The organism is Brevundimonas lenta (genome assembly GCF_014196335.1).
Classification (GTDB): domain Bacteria; phylum Pseudomonadota; class Alphaproteobacteria; order Caulobacterales; family Caulobacteraceae; genus Brevundimonas; species Brevundimonas lenta.
Map to the genome: position 1 here is coordinate 473,664 of NZ_JACIDM010000002.1, position 20,120 is coordinate 493,783.

Below are 20,120 nucleotides of genomic sequence, written 5' to 3' on the forward strand. Positions count from 1 at the left end.
CCTCCCCGCATGAACCTCGTCGTCGTCGAGAGCCCCGCAAAGGCCAAGACCATCAATAAGTACCTGGGACCGGACTATACGGTCCTGGCCTCCTACGGCCACGTCCGCGACCTGCCGTCGAAGGACGGATCGGTCCTGCCCGACGACGATTTCGCCATGAGCTGGGAGATCGACGCCAAGGCGTCCAAGCGCCTGAGCGAGATCGCCGAAGTCGCCAAGCGGTCCGACCGCGTCATCCTGGCGACCGACCCGGATCGCGAGGGTGAGGCGATCAGCTGGCACGTGCTGGAGATTCTGACGAAGAAGAAGGTGCTGAAGGACACGCAGGTCCAGCGGGTCACCTTCAACGCCATCACCAAGTCCGCCGTGCTGGAGGCGATGGCCGCCCCGCGCGACCTGGATATGGAACTGGTCGAAGCCTATCTGGCCCGCCGCGCGCTGGACTATCTGGTGGGCTTCACCCTGTCGCCCGTGCTGTGGCGCAAACTGCCGGGCGCGCGCTCGGCCGGTCGGGTGCAATCGGTCGCCCTGCGCATCGTCGTCGATCGCGAGATGGAGATCGAGAAGTTCAAGGCGCAGGAATACTGGTCGGTCGAGGCCGATCTGGCCGCCGACAGCCCGCCGTTCACCGCCCGTCTGGTGAAGCACGCCGGCAAGCGCGTGCAGCGCCTCGACATCATCTCCGAAGCCATGGCGACGGCCGCGCGTGACGCGATCAACGCCGGCGTCTTCAAGATCAACTCGGTCGAGAAGAAGCCGGTCAAGCGCGCGCCCAGCCCGCCGTTCATGACCTCGACGCTGCAGCAGGAAGCGTCGCGCAAGCTGGGCTTCACCGCCCAGCGGACCATGCAGGCGGCGCAGAAACTGTACGAAGGCGTCGACGACCAGGGCGGCCTGATCACCTATATGCGGACCGACGGCCTGTCGGTCAGCCCCGAGGGCATCGCCCAGGCGCGCGAGGTGATCGGCGAGCGCTTCGGCCCTGCATACGTTCCGGAAAATCCGCGTTATTACAAGACGAAAGCCAAGAACGCTCAGGAAGCGCACGAAGCCATTCGGCCAACCAACATGGCCCGCGCGCCCGAGACCCTGCGTCTCGAAAGCGACCTGCAGCGCCTCTACGAACTGATCTGGAAGCGCACCATCGCCAGCCAGATGGAGTCCGCACGTCTGGACCGCACCACGGTCGAGATCGAGGAGCCATCCGGCCAGACCGGTCTGCGCGCCACCGGCCAGGTGGTGGCGTTCGACGGCTTCATGGCCGTCTATGAAGAAGGTCGCGACGACAAGCCGAAGACCGGCGACGACGACGAGGATGACACCACCCGCCTGCCCGCGCTGAAGGAAGGCGCGACCGCGAAGGTCGAGGCGATCCGCACCGAGCAGCACTTCACCGAGCCGCCCCCGCGCTATTCGGAAGCGACCCTGGTGAAGAAGCTGGAAGAGCTGGGGATCGGCCGTCCGTCGACCTACGCCTCGATCCTGACGACCCTGCGCGACCGCGAATACGTCCGCATGGACAAGAACCGCTTCTATCCCGAGGACAAGGGACGTCTGGTGACGGCCTTCCTCGAGCAGTTCTTCCGCAAATGGGTCGAATACGACTTCACCGCGGCGCTGGAGAACCGGCTGGACGAGGTTTCGGCCGGCGAACTGAACTGGAAGGTGCTGCTGCGCGACTTCTGGACCGACTTCCATGCGGCGACGAGCGCGGCGGGCGAACTGCGCACGACGGCGATCCTGGACGCGCTGAACGAGTCGCTGGGGCCGCACATCTTCCCGCAGAAGGAAGACGGCAGCGATCCGCGCGAATGCCCGCTGTGCCATCAGGGCCAGCTGAGCCTGAAGACCAGCCGGTTCGGGGCCTTCATCGGCTGCTCGCGCTATCCCGAGTGCAAATACACCCGCCCGGTGGCGTCTCCGGACGCGGCCGAAGGCGGCGCGGACGGCGGCGACCGCGAACTGGGCGTCGATCCGGTGACCGGCCAGCCGGTGTCGCTGAAGATCGGCCGCTTCGGGCCGTACGTCGAAACCATGCCTCCGGGCGAGGAGAAGCCGAAGCGCTCGTCCCTGCCCAAGGGCTGGTCGCCGGCGTCGCTGCAGCTGGAGCAGGCCCTGCGTCTGCTGGCCCTGCCGCGCGAGGTCGGGATGCACCCGGAGGACGGCAAGCCGATCACGGCGGGCCTGGGCCGCTATGGCCCCTTCGTGCAACACGCGGGGACTTACGCGAATGTATCTGACATCGATGAAGTTTTCGAGGTCGGGCTGAACCGCGCCGTGGCGCTGCTGGCCGAGAAACGGGCGGGCCGTCCGGGTCGTGGCGCGGCGACCGCGCCGCTGAAGGAACTGGGCGAGCACCCCGAGGACAAGGCGCCCGTGCAGGTCATGGCCGGCCGCTTCGGTCCCTATGTGAAGTGGGGCAAGGTCAACGCCACCCTGCCCAAGGGCACCGCGCCCGAGGACATGACGCTGGAAGCGGCGATCCCGCTGCTGGCCGAGCGGGCGGCGAAGGCTCCGGCGGCCAAGGCAAAGAAGGCTCCGGCCAAGAAGGCGGCCGCCAAGAAACCCGCCGCCAAGAAGCCGGCGGCGAAGAAGGCCGCTCCGAAGAAGGCCGCGAAGGCGGACTAGCGCTTCAGCAGGTGGTCGCGCGCGGCGTTGAGGCGCGCGGCCAGCCCCTGGGTGCCGCCCTGATCCGGGTGGGCACGGGCCATGAGGCGCTTCCAGGCGGCGTTGATCTGCGCGGGCGTGGCGTCGGCGGAGACGCCGAGGAGCGAGCGCGCCTCCGTGTCCGTCATCGCCTGGGCGCGCGGCGGAACAGTGCGCTGGCGAGAGCTGACGGTGAGCCAGAGGCCGGCGCCGATCAGGCCGGCGGCGAGAATCCACGAACCGCGGGCGACGGCGAGCACGCCTCCGCCGATCAGGACAGCGCTGAATAACGTGGCGGTGACGCGCCATTGGCCGCGCCCTGCCCCCTCGCCCTGACGTCCGAGCCGGATCAGGGCCCAGACGGCGATCGCCGCGAGGGCCAGCCAGATCAGGCTCAAGGCGTCACGCGGCCGCGTCGAGCGGAGAGTTGATGGCGCCGCCGTCGAGGCCGAGGGCCTGCATCAGGTTGCGCAGCTCCTGGCGGGCTGCGACGTGGGCCAGCGAGACGGCGACCGGGCGCACCTCATTTGACAGGTCGGCGACGGTCAGACCGAACGGGAAGAGCTCGCGATAGATAACCCGGTCGCGCAGACCGGGGCCCATGCGGAAGCCGACCCGGCGGGCCAGCTTCTCCATCCGCTCTTCCAGACGGCGGCGATTGCGCGCTTCGGCGACGGCGAGGCGGTTGGTGACCACGATCCAGTCGATGGTGGCGGTGCGGCCCTGGGTGATGGCGCGGTGCTTGCGGGCCTCCCAGACGCTTTCCGAATAGATGGACGGCTTGAGCAGTTCGAGGGTGACCGGATCGACCGTGCCGAGCAGGTCGAAGTCGACGAAACTGTCGTTCATCGGGGTGACGATCTGGTCGGCGAGGCCGTGTGCCGTGCGCGACAGCAGGGTGTCGCCGCCGGGAGTGTCGATCAGGATGACGTCGGCCTGCTCCTTCGAGGCGGCGAAGGCGGCCTCGAACCGTTGCGTCTGTTCGGCCTCGTCGGCCTTGGCCAGCGCCTTGCCGTCGCCGAGGTCGGCTTCGAAGGGCATGGGCAGGAAACAGCCGTTGCCGGCCGTCCAGGCGGCGCGGTTGGCGAAGAATTTGGCCAGCGAGCGCTGGCGCAGGTCCAGATCGATGATGGCGACGCGCTTGCCGGCGTGCAGCAGGCCGGTGGCGATGTGGATGGCCAGGGTGGACTTGCCCGCCCCGCCCTTTTCGTTGCCGACAACGATGACTGTGGGTTCAGCCATGGATCATACGCCCCTTAGCGATCGCCGACTCGACGCGCGATCAGACGACGTAGAGTCGCGTTCAGCGGGCCGCCCGTCAACGGATGGCTAAAGTCGCCTGTGGATGCTGAGCCGTTACGCGGTGCGACGGCACCACGGATCGTCGACGCCGGCGGCGGCGCAGAGCGCCCCCGCACCGGCGCCGGGGGCGCGGACCTTGAGGCGAACAAGACGGCGACCGTCGATCTCGACCGGCTCATAGACCGGGGACAGACCGTCGAGGGCCCAGGCGGCGGGGCCGGACTTCAGGCGGTTCCAGGCGTCGCGGGCGGCGCTCTCGCTGGAATAGGCGCCCAGCTGAACCAGGCCGGCGCCGCTGCGGGCGGCGGGCGGCGGAAGCGCGGGGCGGAGTTCGGCCGGGGCCGCTTCCTGGACGCGGGCGGAGGCTTCACGGACGACGGCCTGGGCCACAGCGGGCGCGGCGGTGCGGACGACGCCGTCGCGGACATCCCAGAGCGTATGCGGATCCAGCACCTCGACCTTCAGGGCGGGACGCATGCCCCGCTCCTCGGCGGTGCGAACGGGCTTCTGTGCGGGCTTCTCGGCGGCTTCCGACGGTTCGGAGCCATCCAGCGGCACGGAGGCCACGCGATCGGCGAGATTCTCGAAGCGGTGCGGGTCGCTGTCGATCATGCCGCAGGCGCTGAGGCCCGCTGCGAGAAGGATAGCCAGCACTGGACGGATCGGGAGGCTCGGCGTCATAAGCCGGAGATTGGCACGCCGGGGTTTGAAACCTGGTTCACAAGCAGGCTTAAGACGGAAGGTTAATCGGTTCACTATGACCGTCGACATCTCAGATGCCTCCGCACTCAATATAACGCGCACTGTCACCGACCTTCGTTCACTTGTAAGTGCGTGGAAGCGTGAAGGGTTCACTATTGGTTTCGTGCCCACGATGGGGGCCCTGCACGAGGGACATCTGGGCCTGGTGCGCGAAGCTGCGCAGCGCGCGGATCGCGTGATCGCCAGCGTCTTCGTCAATCCGACCCAGTTCGCCGCGCACGAGGATCTGGGCTCCTATCCGCGGCAGGAAGCCCGCGACGCCGAACTACTGGCCGGCGCCGGCTGCCACCTGCTGTTCGCCCCGTCCGTCGATGAGATGTACCCGGCGGGCGCGACCACCACGATCAGCGTCGGCGGGCCGGCGGAGGATCTGGAGGGCGCCTTCCGGCCGCAGATGTTCGGCGGGGTGGCCCTGGTCGTGTCAAAGCTGTTCAACCAGGTGCAGCCTGATGTGGCCGTGTTCGGCGAGAAGGACTTTCAACAGTTGATGGTCGTGCGCCGGATGGTCCGCGACCTGGACATCCCGGTGGAGATCGTCGGCAATCCGACCGAGCGCGACGGCTACGGCCTGGCCCTGTCGTCACGGAATGCGTACCTCAGCGAGGCCGAGCTGGAGGTGGCGCGCCAGTTGAACGGCGTGCTGGCCGAAGGCGCAGCGAAGGCCGGCACCGGCGTATCAGCGGCAGTCATCGAACGGGAAGCAGAAGCCGCTTTGCTGGGCGCAGGCTTCGACAGCATCGACTACGTCGCCGTGCGCGACGCCTCCGACCTGTCCGCGTTTGAAGGCCCGGTGGACCGCCCTGCCCGCATTCTCGCCGCCGCCCGGATCGGCAAGACGCGGCTGATCGACAACATGGCGGTCCCGGCCTAGGCCCCTAGCCGATCGCCCCGACGCAACCTTCATCGCCGCCGACGCCGAGACGGGCGTCGGTGAGCGAGAGAGTCCAGCCGTGGTGGGTGGCCAGGCCGCGACGGCGGATGCCGGAGCCGTCGCCCGCGTCGCCGCCGGCGTCGATCATGACGCGCGGACCGTTCGGCAGGGCGGCGGGATCGATCTTGCCGACGGCCAGGGCGGTGGGGATGTCACCGCCGAACCCGTCGAAGACGCTGAGCGAGGACCATTCCCGGCGCAGGCCGATCCACCAGGGATCGCCGGAGTTGACCGCCAGCACGGCGACGCCGTGGCCTTCCGCGGCCCATTTGAGCGCGGCCTGGGGGTCGTAGACGGCGCGCATGTCGGCGGCGGCGCCGAAACGCAGGCGGGCGCCGTCGAAGGCGCGGGTGGGCTCGACCGGAGACCAGACCTGGACCTTCATCCGCCCCTGGCGGGCCAGACCCCAGCCGACGATCTGACGCCAGAGGGATTCCACGGCCTCGGAGTTGTCCGGCGCGGCCCGTGCGATGACGCGGTCGAGGACGGTCTGCTCGCGGTCGGGACGCAGCTTCACGTGCGGGCCGGACGGAGCGTCCTTGGCCTTGCCGACGCGGGCGGCGATGGCCAGGCGGCGCTCGAACAGGGCGAGGAGTTCGTCGTCCAGCAGGTCGATCTCATGGCGCAGGGCGGCCAGAGCCATGTGTTCGGGCGAGATATCGGTCAACGGGTCGCTCGACGGCGACGGCCAGACCTGGTGGAGAGCGGATTTCGAATGGGGCACGGGTGACAGGCTTTCGATTTCAGTACGGCTGTGAGGACTTTTGCGAGCCGCCGCCCCGTAGCAGGGCGGTCGCCGGCGAGGCCGTCAGGAACGAATGCCCGACGCCTCAGCCGGCGTATCGAAAGCCGTAGAAATACAGGTCCGCGGCCGCGCAAGCGCGGGCGGTGAAAGTCGCAGCGATGGCTTGCGAACGGACCATGACCTTCAGAAGCCGCAACGTTCGTGCGTCGTCAAGCGTCAGCGCTACTGAGCAGGACAAAACGCGTGCGATTATCGCTGTTATCCTGGATGTCGTGACGCAGAATCGACAGTTCGTAGACTTCGGCCGCCCGTAGAGGGGCGACGGCGGCGCGGGTCATATCCCCCGCTTCGGCGACGTCCCGGGCGGCGCCGGCGGTGTCGAACGCCTCCACCGCCTTCACTCCGATACCCGCAAGGAAGTTCACGCACTGCCCGAGGGCGGCGGGGTGGCTTTCGGCGGTGCGGATGTCAGCCAGGCGGGCTCCGCGGGGCGCCATCAGGGCCAGGCGGATGGGTCGCCAGGCGTCCGACACCTGGACGAGGCCGGACTGCTCGACGAGCGTGGCGGCCGGCTCGACACGGCCGATGGTCGAATTCTCGACGGGAATGAGGACGCAGCCCACCTCCCCTGCCTTCAGCGCTCCGATCGCCTCGGCGAAGGTATCGAAGGCCACAGGTTCGTCCCACGGACGCAGGTCGAGACAGGCCTCATAGCTGAAGGCCCCGGGGGCGCCCTGGTAACCGCAGCGGCCCGCCGCCTCCTCGCTGACGATGGGGGCGGCGTCCGTCATGATCCTAGGCCGCCTCCGAACGGACGCGACGACCGGCCTTCAGCCGCTCGGCGACCAGGAAGGCCAGTTCCAGCGCCTGATCCGCGTTCAGGCGCGGGTCGCAGTGGGTGTGGTAGCGGCTGGACAGGTCGTCCTCGGTCAGCGCCTGGGCGCCGCCCAGACATTCGGTGACGTTCTGGCCGGTCATCTCGAGGTGGACGCCGCCGGGGTGAACGCCCTCGGCCTCGGCCACGTCGATGAAGCTGCGGACCTCGCCCAGGATGCGCTCGAACGGACGCGTCTTGTAGCCGTTGCCGGCCTTGAGCGTGTTGCCGTGCATCGGGTCGATCGACCAGACCACCCGCTTGCCGTTCTCCTTCACCGCCTTCATCAGGCGCGGCAGGCGGTCGCCGACCTTGTCGGCGCCGAAGCGGCCGATGAGCGTCAGACGGCCCGGGGTGTTGTCCGGGTTGAGGACGTCGATGAGCGGCAGCAGGTCGTCCGGCTCCATGGTCGGACCGCACTTCAGGCCGACCGGATTCTTGATGCCGCGCACGAACTCGACGTGGGCGCCGTCCAGCTGACGCGTGCGCTCGCCGATCCAGACCATGTGGGCCGAGGTGTCGAACCATTCGCCGCTGGCGCCGTCGAGACGCGTCAGGGCGCTTTCGAGGTTGAGCAGCAGGGCCTCATGACTGGTGAAGACCTCGACTCGGCTGAGGTCCGGATGCGTGTCGGGCGTGACGCCGACCGCCTCCATGAAGGCCAGGGCCTCGGTGATCTTGTCGGCCAGCTCGCGGTATTTGGCGCCGTAGGCCGTGTCGGCCGCGAAGCCCATCGTCCAGCGGTGGATGTTGTACAGGTCGGCGTAACCGCCGCCGGCGAAGGCGCGCAGCAGGTTCAGGGTCGAGGCCGACTGGTTGTAGGCGCGGATCAGGCGCTGCGGATCCGGTACGCGCTCTTCCGGCGTGAAGGCCATGCCGTTGATGATGTCGCCGCGGTAGCTGGGCAGCTCGACGCCGTCGATCTGCTCGATCGAAGACGAGCGCGGCTTGGCGAACTGGCCGGCGATGCGGCCGACCTTCACCACCGGCTTGCGGCCGGCGAAGGTCAGGACCACCGCCATCTGCAGGATCAGGCGGAAGGTGTCGCGGATGTTGTCGGTCGAGAACTCCTTGAAGCTCTCGGCGCAGTCGCCGCCCTGCAGCAGGAAGGCCTCGCCGGCCTCGACCTGGGCGAGCTTGGCGGTGAGATGGCGGGCTTCGCCGGCGAAGACGAGCGGCGGCATGGCGCGCAGTTCGTCCTCGACACGGTGCAGTGCGGCCATGTCCGGATAATCCGTCGGCATCTGCACGACGGGTTTCGATCTCCAGCTATCTGGGGTCCAGCGGGGGGTACTCATGAGGCCAAGATAGGCTGAGGGGCGTCGCGGGACAACGCGACACCTTTTCTCTTGTGACGCTATCCCGCCGAAACGTTGCCTGGATGCTGCTTGTCTTTCAGCGTGACCAGTTCCTCGGCCATGGTCGGGTGGACGGCGCAGGTGGCGTCCCACTGGGCCTTGGTCAGGCCCGCCTTCACCGCGATGGCGGCCAGCTGGATCATCTCCGGGGCTTCGGGACCGACGATGTGGACCCCGACGACCTTCTGCGACGTGGCGTCGACGACCAGCTTCATCAGGACGCGCTCTTCCTGGCCGGTGAAGGCGTATTTCATCGGCCGGAAACGGGTGACGTAGACATCGACCTCGCCCGGGCAGGTGTGGCGCGCCTCGCTCTCCGACAGGCCGACGACGCCGACCGGGGGCTGACTGAACACGCCGGTGGCGACGGCCTCGTAGTCGAAGTGGACCGGATTATTCCGGTAGACCGTCTCGTGGAAGGCCACGGCCTCGCGGATCGCGACGGGCGTAAGGTTCATCCGGTCGGTGACGTCGCCGATGGCCCAGATGTTGTCGGCGGAGGTTTTGGAGAAGGCGTCCACCTTGATCGCGCCTTCGGGGGTCAGGTCGACCCCGGCAAGCTCGAGACCCAGCCCCTTCACGTGCGGAACCCGGCCGGTGGCGAACATGACGACGTCGGTCTCGATCGCCATGCCGTTGCCGAGGCGGTTGAGCAGGCCGGTCTCGGTCTGTTCGATCGCCTGATGCTGGCAGCCGAGGATGACCTTGATGCCGCGCTTTTCGATCTCTCCGGCCAGGTGGGCGCGGACGTCGTCGTCGAAGCCGCGCAGGATGTTCGGGCCGCGATAGATCAGTGTGGTCTCGACGCCGAGGCCGGCGAAGATGCCGGCGAACTCGACCGCGATGTAGCCGCCGCCGGCGATCATGATGCGCTTCGGCAGCTCGGGCAGGTGGAAGGCCTCTTCCGAGGTGATGGCGAGGTCGATGCCCGGCAGGTTCTCGGGGACCCAGGGCCGGCCGCCGGTGGCGACCAGGATGCGTTCGGCGGTGATGGTCTGACCCTTGCCGACGATCTCGACGGTGTGCGCGTCCTTGAGGACGGCGCGACCGTGCACCAGGTCGACTCCGGCCTTGCCCAGGTTCGCCGCGTAGATGCCGGACAGGCGGGCGATCTCGACGTCCTTGGAGTGAATGAATTTCGGCCAGTCGAAACTGGCCTCGACGGTCCAGCCGTAGCCCTCGGCGGTCTCGAACTGGTGGGCGAAGTCCGAGGCCATGACCATGAATTTCTTGGGCACGCAGCCACGGATGACGCAGGTGCCGCCGACGCGGTGCTCCTCGGCGATGGCGACGCGCTTGCCGCCCAGGGCGGTCAGGCGGGCCGCGCGGACGCCGCCGGAGCCGGCGCCGATGACGAAGAGGTCGTAGTCGTAGGTCTGGGTCATGAGCCTGCCGATTCAGCGGAGCGGTTGCCTCCCGCCATGTAGACGGTCCACGCCTGATTCCAAGCGGGCTCTACTCGCGGGACACCTCGGCAAGCGCCCGGTGGAGCGGCGCAGGGTCGGTCTGGATCGCGCCCCAGTAGGGCTCGTTCATGTCGACAATCACATAGAGCGACGCCGACAGGAGGGCCGCCGAGCCGATGAAGGAGGCCAGCACCACGGGCGTCCGGGGCGCGCGATAGCCGAAGCTGGCGAAGATCATCATCAGCCAAACGATCAGCATGCCGATGACGGGATGCGGCACCCTCCCCTCCCCGCGCCCGATCAGCACCCAGCGATCACGCTCGACCTGACGGAACATCAAGCGTGCGTCATTCCACAGCGCAGTCTGTTGGAGATTGGTCGTCCGGATGGCGCGCAGACTGTCGCCGGCCTTCTGCAGGGTCTCTCCAGCGGCGTGGTTCTCGACCGCGACGGGGCGGTCATGAACCGCCTGACGAAGGTAGGCGCGCAGGTGGGCGCGGGTCTCGTCACCCGCTGGACCAAGCCCGCGAACCGTGCGGTCCAGCAAGATGATCTCTGTGGCGAAGGCGTGGATGTTGGCGTTACTGGCCTCGAAGGTGGTCTTGGCCGAGTTCGCCATCAGACCGAGCAACAAGGAGGCCATGACAACGAACAGGTTGGCGACCAATCGGATCGTGGTGTTGGTTTCGTCCTGCAAGTTGCGCGGCGACAGGCGCACATGGGCGAACAGGCTGCCGAGCCCTGCCGCCAACAGGCAAATGAAGGTCAGGCAGGCGATGACGACGGCGGCCATGGCGCGACTCCCTCCATCACGACCGATGGATCACCAACTGCTAAGCCCGGATCGGACCTCTGGGTTGCATTGTGGAGAGCTAAACCGACCTGCGCGGTCTCAGGGCGTCAGCAGCTCCACGCCGTCATCCGTGCCGATGATCGCTTCGTCAGCGAGATCGAGGAACAGGCCGTGTTCGACGACGCCGGTGATCAGCTTGAGATCGTCGGCGAGGCGGATCGGGTTGTGGATGGCCTGGCAGGAGGCATCGTAGATCAGGTTGCCGCCATCTGTGCGCACCAGGCCGCGCTCGGCGGTTCGGACGCGGGCCGGCATGGCGATCTCGTGGTCGGACAGGACGTCGGCGATGCGGTTGGCCGTGGTCTTGTGGCCGAAGGCGACGACCTCGATCGGCAGGGCGAACTTGCCCAGCACCGGTACGACCTTGGCCTTGTCAGCGATGACGATGCAGCGGGACGAGGCCTCCCACACCAGCTTCTCGCGCAGCAGGGCCGCGCCGCCGCCCTTGATCAGGGCGAGGCCGGGACCGACTTCGTCGGCGCCGTCGACGGTCAGGTCGATACGAGGCGTGTCTTCGAGGGTCGAAAGCGGCAGGCCCAGCTCACGGGCCAGCTCGGCCGTCGCTTCGGACGTGGGCACACAGCGCAGGCCGGACAGGCCGCGGGCGGCCAGCGCCTTCACGAACCAGGCGGCGGTGGAGCCTGTGCCGAGACCGACGATCATGCCGGATTCGACGCGGAGGGCGGCGGCCTCGCCGGCGAGGCGTTTCTGGGTGTCTGCGCTCATGCGGGCGTCCATACAGCGTTCCGACGGGATGCGGAACGGCTGGATTGAGGCTTGGACAGTTCCGCAATCGTGGTATTCGGCCAGCCCCCGGCGGGAGCGGCCGGGCCTGTTTGAAGGAGCGCCCGATGGCGAATGAGCACCCGCTGGAACTGGCGATCGCAAGCGCCCTGAAGGATCCGACGCGCGCGTCCGGGCTGGAAGTCGCCCTGCTGTCGGCCGAGCTCTATGTCGTGCCAACCGATGGCGTTCCCGCAGCCGGCGTCGAGCTGGGCCGCGATCGGCCGCTGGACCTGCAGGGCATCGTCCTGAAGAACGGCAAACAGGCCACGGCCGCCTTCATCCGCCGCGAAGGCGCGACCGTGGTGTTCGGCGCCCCGGCGAGCATGGGCATGCGCGGGCAGCACCTTCTGGAAGCGTTCCGCAACGGCTGGGTCGTGCTGAACCCCGGCCAGGAGCAGGGGCTGGTCCTGTCGCCCGAAGATATCGCGATCATCCTCGGCGCCGCCGGCGCGGCGCAGCCGGCGCCGGAGCGTGAAGACGTCACGCTGAGCGTTCCGGAGCGCACCCCCGACGTGCTGATCGCCCGGCTGAAGACGGTCCTGACCGCCGATGGAATCACCGCCGCCTGGCTGGCGCGCTCGACGACCCGCGCCGGCGAAAAGGGCTGGCGGCTTGAAGTGCGCGGCGATCGCGGACTGGACGACGTGCGCAGCCGCGTGGCGGCCGCCGTCGACGGTCTGGATTTCGGCGGCGAGCCGCTGGACCTGGTGTTCGCCCAGGGCGCCGGCGCGGACGCGGTGGGCGTCAAGCTGGTCTGAGGATCAGACTTTCGCCGCCTTCTTCGCGCGCATCATGTCCATGAAGCGCTTCGCCCAGCCGGCCTTATGAACCTGCGGCGCGCGGGCGAGGGCGAGATCACCGGTGGGCACGTCGATCGTGACGACCGAGCCTGAGCCGACCATGGCGCCGGCGCCGATGCTGACCGGGGCGACCAGCGAGGTATTGGAGCCGACGAAGGCACCCTCGCCCACCGTGGTGCGGTGTTTGAAGAAGCCGTCGTAGTTACAGAAGATGGTCCCGGCGCCGATGTTGGCCTTCGCGCCGACGTCGCCGTCGCCGAGGTACGCCAGGTGGTTGGCCTTGGCGCCCTTGCCCATCGAGACGTTCTTCACCTCGACGAAGTTTCCGATCTTCACACCCTCGGCCAGCTTCGCGCCGGGGCGCAGACGGGCGTAGGGACCGACCTCGGCGCCGCCGGCGACGGACGCGCCCTCGACATGGCTGAAGCTGCGGATGCGGGCGCCCGCGGCGATCTTCGCGCCGGGACCGAAGACCACATAGGGTTCGATTGTCGAGCCGCCGCCGACCTCGGTGTCCCAGGAGAAGTGGACGGTGTCAGGCGCAGGCATGGTGACGCCGGCGGCCATGAAGGTCTCGCGCTGGACCTTCTGGAACAGGGCCTCGGCCTGGGCGAGTTCGGCCTGGGCGTTGACGCCCATGACGGCGTCCTCGTCAGCGAAAACGGCCCGGGTCGGTTCGCCCCGCTTGCGCGCCAGTTCGACCACGTCGGTCAGATAGTATTCGCCCTTGGCGTTGGCGTTCGTGACCTCACCGAGCAGTTCGAACAGCAGGCCGACGGGGGCGGCCATGACGCCCGAGTTGCAGGCGGTGAGCGCCAGAACCTCGGGCGAAGCCTCCTTGGCCTCGGTGATGGCGAGGAGTTCGCCGCCCTCGATGACCAGACGACCATAGGCGGCCGGATCGCGGGCTTCGAAGCCGATGACGGTGACGCCCTCGCTCTCGGCGAAGACCGGTTCGATGTCGGCGGCGCGCAGCAGGGGCACGTCGCCATAGGTGATGACGACCTGGCCGACAAAATCGCCCAGCACGGCCTCGGCGGCGCGGACGGCGTGACCGGTGCCCAACGGCGGGTCCTGGACGGCGATGGCGTCCTCGCCGAGGCGTTTGACGACGTGGTCGCGGACCTCGGGCGAATGGCCGCCGACGACGACGATGATGCGCTCGCAGCCCAGGGCTTCGGCGGCGTCGATGGCGTGGTCCAGCATGGCGCGGCCGCCGACCGGGTGCAGCACCTTGGGCAAGGGCGATTTCATCCGCGTCCCCTGCCCTGCGGCGAGGATGATGGCGGCGCGGGCTTCCCGGGTGCTGGTCATGAATCGGTCCGAACGATAGTCACCCCTGAGGTCTAGCCCATCGGGGCCAGCGACGGGAGAGACGGTTGGCTGAACGCGATCTGGAAGGCTGGACCATCGCCTTCGACCTGGACGGCACCCTGGTGGAGACGGCTCCGGATCTGATCGGCACGCTAAACCGCATGCTGACGGCGCGCGGCCTGCCGTCGATGCCGGTGGAAGCGGCCAGCCATCTGGTCGGCCACGGGGCGCTGGCCCTGCTGCGTCACGGCTTCATGGAAGCCGGCGCGGCCTGGGACGAGGCGAACAACCAGCCGATGCTGGAGGAGTTCATCACCGACTATACAGCCCACATCGCCGACCATAGCCTTCCCTATCCGGGCGTGATCGAGAGCCTGGACCGGCTGGCGGCGCGCGGAGCAATCCTGTGCGTGGCGACCAACAAGCGTTCCGACATGTCCGACGCCCTGATCGAGGCGCTGGGCATGACCCGCCATTTCGCCGGCATCTTCGGCCCGGACAGGGTGTCGGCCCGCAAGCCGGACGGTGCGCACGTCCGGGAGGCGGTGGAGAAGTCGGGCGGCGATCCGGCCCGCGCCATCATGGTCGGCGATGGCGCGCCGGACACCCAGGCCGCTAAAGCCGCCGGCGTGCCGTCGGTGGTGGTGAGCTTCGGCTACACCCCGATCCCGGCCGCCGAATTGGGCGGTGACGTGCTGATCGACCGGTTCGACGAGCTGGACGCAGCGGTGAACAGCCTTATCGCGCGCCGCTAGCCGACCAGTTTCGCTGACCCGTTGCGGATTGCTGCACCTGCGAACACATTGGGAGGCCGTTCTGCCGGAGCCCCCGCCCGATGATCCGTCGCTTCTTCGCCATTCCGCTCTGGCAGCGGACCGCCGCCGGCTTTGCACTGGGCATCCTCGCCGGCCTGATCCTGCGGGAGCACGCGGAGACCTGGCTACAGCCGATCGGCGACGTCTATCTGAACCTGATCCGCATGGTGGTCGCGCCACTGGTGCTGTTCACCATCGCCAGCTCGATCGCGAAACTGGGTGAAGGCGTGGGCGCCGTGCGGCTGGGCGTACGGACCATCGTCTGGTTCGCCATCACCTCGCTGCTGGCGGTGCTGGTCGGCTTCGCCTTCGGACATATCGTCAATCCGGGCCTGGGGCTGGCGAACCTGCCGCTGGGCGAAGTGCGCGAGCGGGTGATCCCGACGCCGCTGGAGGTGCTGATCGGCATCGTCCCGACCAATCCCTTCGCCGCGCTGAGCGAAGGCAAGGTGCTGCAGATCATCTTCTTCTCCGCCCTGGTCGGCGCGGCGCTGGTGGCGCTGGGGGATCGGGCGCAGACGGCGCGCCGACTGATCGACGAAGGCGCTGCGATCACCTTCCGCATCACCCGCTGGGTGATCCAGCTGACGCCTTTCGGCGTGTTCGGCCTGATCGGCGCGGTCGTCGGCGGTTACGGCTGGGAGGCGCTGCTGCCGCTCGGCAAGTTCATTTTCGCAATCTACGCCGCCTGCCTGTTCCACATTCTGGTGGTCTATTCCGGCCTGCTGAAGCTGCACGGGCTGAAGGTGCGAAGCTTCTTCCGCGGGGCCTTCGCGGCGCAGCAGACGGCGTTTGCGACATCATCGTCGCTGGGCACCCTGCCCGTCACCCTGCGCCAGACCGTGGAACGGCTGGGCGTGCCCCAGGCCTATGCGTCGTTCGCCGTGCCGCTGGGCGCCAGTGTGAAGATGGACGGGTGCGGGGCGATCTATCCGGCCATCGCCTCGATCTTCATCGCCCAGTATTTCCAGATCGACCTGACGCTGACGCAGTACATCCTGATCGGCCTGACCGCCGTGCTGGGGTCGCTGGGGACCGCCGGCGTGCCCGGCACCTCAATCGTCATGCTGACCCTGACGCTGTCCACCGCGGGCCTGCCGCTGGAGGGAATCGGCTACATTGTCGCCATCGACCGGATCATCGACATGATGCGGACCGCGACCAATGTGACCGGCCAGATGCTGGTCCCGGTGCTGGTGGCGAAGGAAGAGGGAATCCTCAACGAGGACATCTACAACGGCCACGTGGCCTGGCTTCCGGGCGACCCGGAGGCGGAAACCGCCGAGGCGATGCAGGCTTCCGGCATCTGACGCTTGCGCGTCCGGAGAGGTCGGGCTATGTCCGCGCCCTCCCCGGCAGCGGGGCCCGAAGATGGATGCGTAGCTCAGCGGGAGAGCACCTCGTTCACACCGAGGGGGTCACAGGTTCAATCCCTGTCGCATCCACCATCTTCCTCCTGACAATCAGAACGGCTGAAGCCGCCTACTCGGGCAGGCCGGCCTTGCGCAGTCCGTCGGCAAAACGCGCGATGTCTTCGGCGCGCTCGAACGGAAGCCAGTCTTCCAGACTCCCCAGCCGCAGTGCGGGGTCGAGCTTGCGAAACTCCTCCATGGCGCGCCGGGCGTCGTCCTGCCGGCCGTCGAGGGCGTGGCTGGCGGCGATGACGGCGACGGACAGGCCGAAAATCGGCACGTCGCGCCAGGCCTTCTCAGCCCAGACCCGCGCCTGGTCGAGACGACCGGCCATAAAATGCGCCATGCCGACGCCGGCCTGCATCCGGAACATCTCGGTATCGAGGGGGCTGAGCCGCATGGCGTGCTCGAACCGGGTGATGGCGTCCTCGGGCTGCCCCCGCCAGATGCGCAGATAGCCCCCGAGGAACCAGGCGGCCGCAAGGTTCGGATTGAGGACCAGGGCCTTGTCGAGAAAGTCGATGCCGACATCGAGGTCGCGGGTGAAATGCGCGAGCGCGTGGCCGCCGCGGGTCAGGGCCACGGCGTCGTTCTTGCCGAGGTCGACGGCGGCACGGGCCAGGCGCGCGCCCTCGGTCGTGTCCAGCGCCGGGTCAGCAGTCCATCCGTTCAAGCGCCGCCAGAACAGGCACCAGGCCGCCATGCCATAGGCCGATGCGTACTCCGGATCGAGCGCGATCGCCTTGCGGAAGGAGCCGAGCGCCTGGTCGACGGACGGCTGGGTGCCGGCATGGAAGTTCGCCATGCCGCGCAGGAAATGGTCGTAGGCGTCGAGGCTTTCGGTCGGCTTGCGCTTGGCGCGCTCGATCTCGGCGCGCTCCAGCTCGTGGGCGATGGCGCCGACGACGCTTTCGGTGATGCGGTCCTGAAGCTCGAAGACGTCGTCGAGGGCGCCTTCGTAGCGTTCGGCCCACAGGTGGCCGCCGGTCGTGGCGTCGATGAGCTGGCCGGTGATGCGGACGCGGTTCGCCGCCTTGCGAACGCTGCCTTCGAGGACGTAGCGGACGCCGAGATCGCGGCCGATCTGCGTCACCTCGCTGGCCCGTCCCTTGTAGGTGAAGCTGGAATTGCGCGCGATCACGAACAGCCAGCGGATATGCGACAGCGCCGTAATGATGTCCTCGACCATGCCGTCGGCGAAATAGTCCTGCTCGGGGTCACCACTCAGATTGACGAACGGCAGGACCGCGATCGAGGGCTTGTCGGGCAACGGGACCGACCTGTCGCTCCGCGCGGCGTCAGGTGTGGCGGCCTGCGACGCGACCTCGGCGACCTCGCCCACGAAGCGGAAGCCCTTACGAGCCACGGTGCGGATCAGGCGCTGTTCCTGGCCATTGTCGCCGATGGCCGTGCGCGCGGCGTTGATGTGACTGGTGATCGTGGACTCGCTGACGATCCGCCCGCGCCAGACCACTTCGAGCAGTTCGTCCTTGCTGACGACGCGGGTGCGGTTCTCGACCAGATGCAGAAGCAGGTCGAAGACCTGCGGGCCCACCGACACACCTTCGGAGGCGCGTCTGAGCTCCCGGCTGTCGGGGTCGAGCACGCAATCTCCGAACCGTAGCAGCATCGACGCTCCCTGGACCTGCCGGCCCGATCTTTGGACGTATCTTCAAGACCCTTTGGACGCCGACGCAAGGACCTGCGTCCGCGCCTCCGTCAAACACTCTGCATCGAACTCATACCGAAAGCGGAGCGGCGCGATGACCACGATCCAGACCAGCGACGGCACGGAAATCTTCTACAAGGACTGGGGTCCGAAGGACGCCCCGCCCATCGTCTTCCATCACGGCTGGCCGCTGACCGGCGACGACTGGGATACGCAGTTACTCTTCTTCCTGAAGCAGGGCTATCGGGTGATCGCCCACGATCGCCGCGGCCACGGGCGTTCGACCCACACGGCGACCGGCCACGACATGGACACGTATGCCGCGGATGTCGCGGCGCTGGTCCAGGCGCTGGATCTGAAAGACGCCATTCACGTCGGCCACTCGACCGGCGGCGGGGAAGCGACCCGCTATGTCGCCCGGCACGGCAAGGGCCGCGCCTCGAAACTGGTGCTGATCGGGGCGGTGCCGCCGACGCTGGTGAAGACGTCGTCCTACCCGGACGGCACGCCGCTGGACGTGTTCGACGGCCTGCGCGCCGGGTTCGCCGCCAACCGGGCGGACTTCTACTGGACATTCCCCATCCCCTTCTATGGCTGGAACCGGGAAGGCGCGCCCCTGAACGAGGCGATCCGCCAGAACTGGTGGCGCCAGGCGATGATGGGCGCGGCCAACGCCCAGTACGAATGCATCAAGGCGTTCTCGGAAACCGACTTCACCGACGACCTGAAGTCGATCGACGTGCCGGTCATCATCCTGCACGGCGAGGACGACCAGATCGTGCCGGTCGTGAATGCGCGGAACACCGCGGCGCTGGTGAAGCACGGGACGCTGAAGACGTACTCCGGCCTGCCGCACGGCATGTGCACCACGCACGCCGAAACGCTCAACGCCGACCTGCTCGACTTCTTCAAGGCCTGAGCCAAACCACGATCAAGGAGAGGGACCATGAAAATCGTCGTCATCGGAGGCAGCGGCCTCATCGGATCGAAGCTCGTCAGTCTGCTGCGCGCGAGCGGGAGCGAGGTCGTCGCGGCCTCGCCGAACACCGGGGTGAACACCATCACCGGCGAAGGCCTGGCGGAGGTGGTTGAAGGCGCCGACGTCGTCGTCGATGTGGCGAACTCACCGTCGCTGGACGACACGGCTGCGATGGAGTTCTTCCTGACTTCCGGCCGCAATCTGCTGGCGGCCGAGGCCGCAGCGGGCGTGAAGCATCACGTGGCGCTGTCCATCGTCGGCACCCAGCGGATGGCTGACAGCGGTTACATGCGGGCCAAGGCCGCGCAGGAGAACCTGATCAAGGCCTCGCCTATCCCCTGGTCGATACTGCAGTCGACCCAGTTCTACGAGTTCATCGGCCGGATCGTCAGCAGCGCACTGGATGGCGAGGTGTACCGGCTGTCGCCGGCGCTCATGCAGCCGATCGTGTCGGACGAGGTGGTCGAGGCCCTTGCGGAAATCACGCTCGGCGCGCCGCTGAACCACACCGTCGAGGTGGGCGGTCCCGAGGCCATTCCGCTGGACGAACTCGGCCGCGAACTGCTGGCGGCGCACGAGGACACCCGTGCGATCGTGGCGGATGCGCACGCCCGCTACTTCGGCGCCGAACTGAACGACCGCTCCCTGGTCACGGGACCGGAGGCGCGGATCGGTTCGCTGACCTTCGGCGACTGGCTGCGCCAGTCGATCGCCGCCGACTGAGATCGGACCAGGAAGGAGGACCGACATGAAACTCTACTACGCACCCGGGGCCTGCAGCCTGGCTGACCAGATCGCCCTGTTCGAGGCCGGCATGACCTTCGAGTCCGTGCGCGTCGACATCCACACCAAGCGGACGGCCTCGGGCGGAGATTTCCGCGAGATCAATCCGAAGGGCTACGTGCCGGCGCTCGTGCTCGACGACGGCGAGATCATCACCGAGAACATCGCGGTGCTGGACTGGATCGCAGAGCAGTATCCGCCGCTGCGGCCGGGCGGCCCGCTGGGGCGCACGCGCCTGATCGAGATGCTGGCCTTCGTCTCGACGGAGATCCACCACGCCTACAAGCCGCTCTGGCATGGCGGGGGCGAGCTGGAGAAGCAGAAGGCGCGGGAGAGGGTTTCCGACCTGCTCCGGTTCGCCGCCGGCCAGATGCAGGGCGACTTCCTGTTCGGCGACCGGATCAGCTCTGCCGACTGCTATCTGTTCGTGATGCTGCGCTGGACCGGGCGGTTCGACATCGTCGTGCCGGAGACCATGGAACGCTTCTACCGCCGGATGGAGGCCCTGCCTTCGGTGCAGGCCGCCCTGGCGATCGAAGGCCTGGCCCAGGCGGCCTGATCCTCGGGAGCCGTGTCAACCGGACGAGACAGGGATGGCGAATGCAGGGATTTTTCCGGTTTCTCCCTGCAGCCGACGAATTGGCAGGCGAGCGCCCCACCTGTCCGGCTCCACATCATGCTGACG

Annotated in this window: 19 protein-coding genes and 1 tRNA gene; 9 read left to right on the plus strand and 11 right to left on the minus strand. The window is 68.0% G+C overall.

Annotated features, from left to right (window positions below; all coding sequences use genetic code 11):
* The first annotated feature begins 9 nt into the window (after positions 1-9).
* Positions 10-2,628: a type I DNA topoisomerase gene (gene topA, locus GGR12_RS09860; RefSeq protein WP_183204235.1), complete on the plus strand. Its 2,619-nt coding sequence runs from the start codon at positions 10-12 to the stop codon at positions 2,626-2,628.
* On the opposite strand, the gene GGR12_RS09865 is transcribed toward topA, so the two are convergent.
* From GGR12_RS09865 to GGR12_RS09875, 3 genes are all read right to left on the minus strand, one after another.
* Positions 2,625-3,044, minus strand: coding sequence for a J domain-containing protein (locus tag GGR12_RS09865; protein ID WP_183204236.1), 420 nt, complete (start codon positions 3,042-3,044; stop codon positions 2,625-2,627). The genes topA and GGR12_RS09865 overlap by 4 nt on opposite strands.
* Positions 3,045-3,048: 4 nt before the next feature.
* Entirely contained in the window at positions 3,049-3,888 is an 840-nt protein-coding gene (locus GGR12_RS09870) for a division plane positioning ATPase MipZ (RefSeq protein ID WP_183204237.1), read from the minus strand.
* Positions 3,889-4,002: 114 nt separating this feature from the next.
* Complete coding sequence (locus GGR12_RS09875) at positions 4,003-4,602, minus strand: SPOR domain-containing protein (protein ID WP_183204238.1); 600 nt, start codon at positions 4,600-4,602, stop codon at positions 4,003-4,005.
* A gap of 103 nt (positions 4,603-4,705) precedes the next feature.
* Here GGR12_RS09875 and panC point away from each other — a divergent pair, with 103 nt between their 5' ends.
* The gene (gene panC / locus GGR12_RS09880; protein ID WP_183204239.1) at positions 4,706-5,581 is read left to right on the plus strand and encodes a pantoate--beta-alanine ligase; all 876 of its coding nucleotides are present in this window, start codon (positions 4,706-4,708) and stop codon (positions 5,579-5,581) included.
* Between the two features lie 4 nt (positions 5,582-5,585).
* On the opposite strand, the gene GGR12_RS09885 is transcribed toward panC, so the two are convergent.
* The 6 genes from GGR12_RS09885 to rpiA form a co-directional block, all read right to left on the minus strand.
* Positions 5,586-6,308, minus strand: a complete 723-nt coding sequence (locus GGR12_RS09885; protein ID WP_246328838.1) for a chorismate mutase — start codon at positions 6,306-6,308, stop codon at positions 5,586-5,588.
* 287 nt (positions 6,309-6,595) lie between these two features.
* Positions 6,596-7,177, minus strand: a complete 582-nt coding sequence (locus GGR12_RS09890) for a prephenate dehydratase domain-containing protein (RefSeq protein ID WP_183204240.1) — start codon at positions 7,175-7,177, stop codon at positions 6,596-6,598.
* 4 nt (positions 7,178-7,181) lie between these two features.
* On the minus strand, positions 7,182-8,558 hold the full coding sequence (locus tag GGR12_RS09895; protein ID WP_183204241.1) for a class II 3-deoxy-7-phosphoheptulonate synthase: 1,377 nt from the start codon (positions 8,556-8,558) through the stop codon (positions 7,182-7,184).
* Positions 8,559-8,617: 59 nt separating this feature from the next.
* Positions 8,618-10,003 (minus strand): glutathione-disulfide reductase, encoded by a 1,386-nt coding sequence (gene gor / locus GGR12_RS09900; RefSeq protein ID WP_183204242.1) that lies wholly within the window; start codon positions 10,001-10,003, stop codon positions 8,618-8,620.
* Positions 10,004-10,073: 70 nt separating this feature from the next.
* The gene (locus tag GGR12_RS09905; RefSeq protein ID WP_183204243.1) at positions 10,074-10,817 is read right to left on the minus strand and encodes a bestrophin-like domain; all 744 of its coding nucleotides are present in this window, start codon (positions 10,815-10,817) and stop codon (positions 10,074-10,076) included.
* Positions 10,818-10,916: 99 nt separating this feature from the next.
* The gene (rpiA, locus tag GGR12_RS09910; RefSeq protein WP_183204244.1) at positions 10,917-11,603 is read right to left on the minus strand and encodes a ribose-5-phosphate isomerase RpiA; all 687 of its coding nucleotides are present in this window, start codon (positions 11,601-11,603) and stop codon (positions 10,917-10,919) included.
* Between the two features lie 125 nt (positions 11,604-11,728).
* Between rpiA and GGR12_RS09915 the strand changes: the two genes are divergently transcribed.
* Positions 11,729-12,421: an SseB family protein gene (locus tag GGR12_RS09915; RefSeq protein WP_183204245.1), complete on the plus strand. Its 693-nt coding sequence runs from the start codon at positions 11,729-11,731 to the stop codon at positions 12,419-12,421.
* Between the two features lie 3 nt (positions 12,422-12,424).
* Here the strand turns inward: GGR12_RS09915 and glmU are convergent, their stop codons facing one another.
* Positions 12,425-13,777, minus strand: a complete 1,353-nt coding sequence (gene glmU, locus GGR12_RS09920; RefSeq protein ID WP_183204246.1) for a bifunctional UDP-N-acetylglucosamine diphosphorylase/glucosamine-1-phosphate N-acetyltransferase GlmU — start codon at positions 13,775-13,777, stop codon at positions 12,425-12,427.
* Positions 13,778-13,842: 65 nt separating this feature from the next.
* Here glmU and GGR12_RS09925 point away from each other — a divergent pair, with 65 nt between their 5' ends.
* From GGR12_RS09925 to GGR12_RS09935, 3 genes are all read left to right on the plus strand, one after another.
* Positions 13,843-14,532: an HAD-IA family hydrolase gene (locus GGR12_RS09925; protein WP_183204247.1), complete on the plus strand. Its 690-nt coding sequence runs from the start codon at positions 13,843-13,845 to the stop codon at positions 14,530-14,532.
* 80 nt (positions 14,533-14,612) lie between these two features.
* Entirely contained in the window at positions 14,613-15,902 is a 1,290-nt protein-coding gene (locus GGR12_RS09930; protein WP_183204248.1) for a dicarboxylate/amino acid:cation symporter, read from the plus strand.
* A gap of 63 nt (positions 15,903-15,965) precedes the next feature.
* Positions 15,966-16,040: transfer RNA gene (locus GGR12_RS09935), tRNA-Val, on the plus strand.
* A 34-nt stretch (positions 16,041-16,074) separates the two neighbouring features.
* Here the strand turns inward: GGR12_RS09935 and GGR12_RS09940 are convergent.
* Positions 16,075-17,634: a winged helix-turn-helix domain-containing tetratricopeptide repeat protein gene (locus GGR12_RS09940; protein ID WP_183204249.1), complete on the minus strand. Its 1,560-nt coding sequence runs from the start codon at positions 17,632-17,634 to the stop codon at positions 16,075-16,077.
* A gap of 133 nt (positions 17,635-17,767) precedes the next feature.
* Between GGR12_RS09940 and GGR12_RS09945 the strand changes: the two genes are divergently transcribed.
* From GGR12_RS09945 to GGR12_RS09955, 3 genes are read left to right on the plus strand one after another with little or no spacing between them, the layout of a single operon-like run.
* A complete protein-coding gene (locus tag GGR12_RS09945) occupies positions 17,768-18,592 on the plus strand; it encodes an alpha/beta fold hydrolase (protein ID WP_183204250.1) in 825 nt (274 codons plus the stop codon).
* Between the two features lie 27 nt (positions 18,593-18,619).
* Positions 18,620-19,375 (plus strand): SDR family oxidoreductase, encoded by a 756-nt coding sequence (locus GGR12_RS09950; RefSeq protein ID WP_183204251.1) that lies wholly within the window; start codon positions 18,620-18,622, stop codon positions 19,373-19,375.
* Positions 19,376-19,400: 25 nt separating this feature from the next.
* Entirely contained in the window at positions 19,401-19,994 is a 594-nt protein-coding gene (locus GGR12_RS09955) for a glutathione binding-like protein (RefSeq protein WP_183204252.1), read from the plus strand.
* The last annotated feature ends 126 nt before the right edge of the window (positions 19,995-20,120 follow it).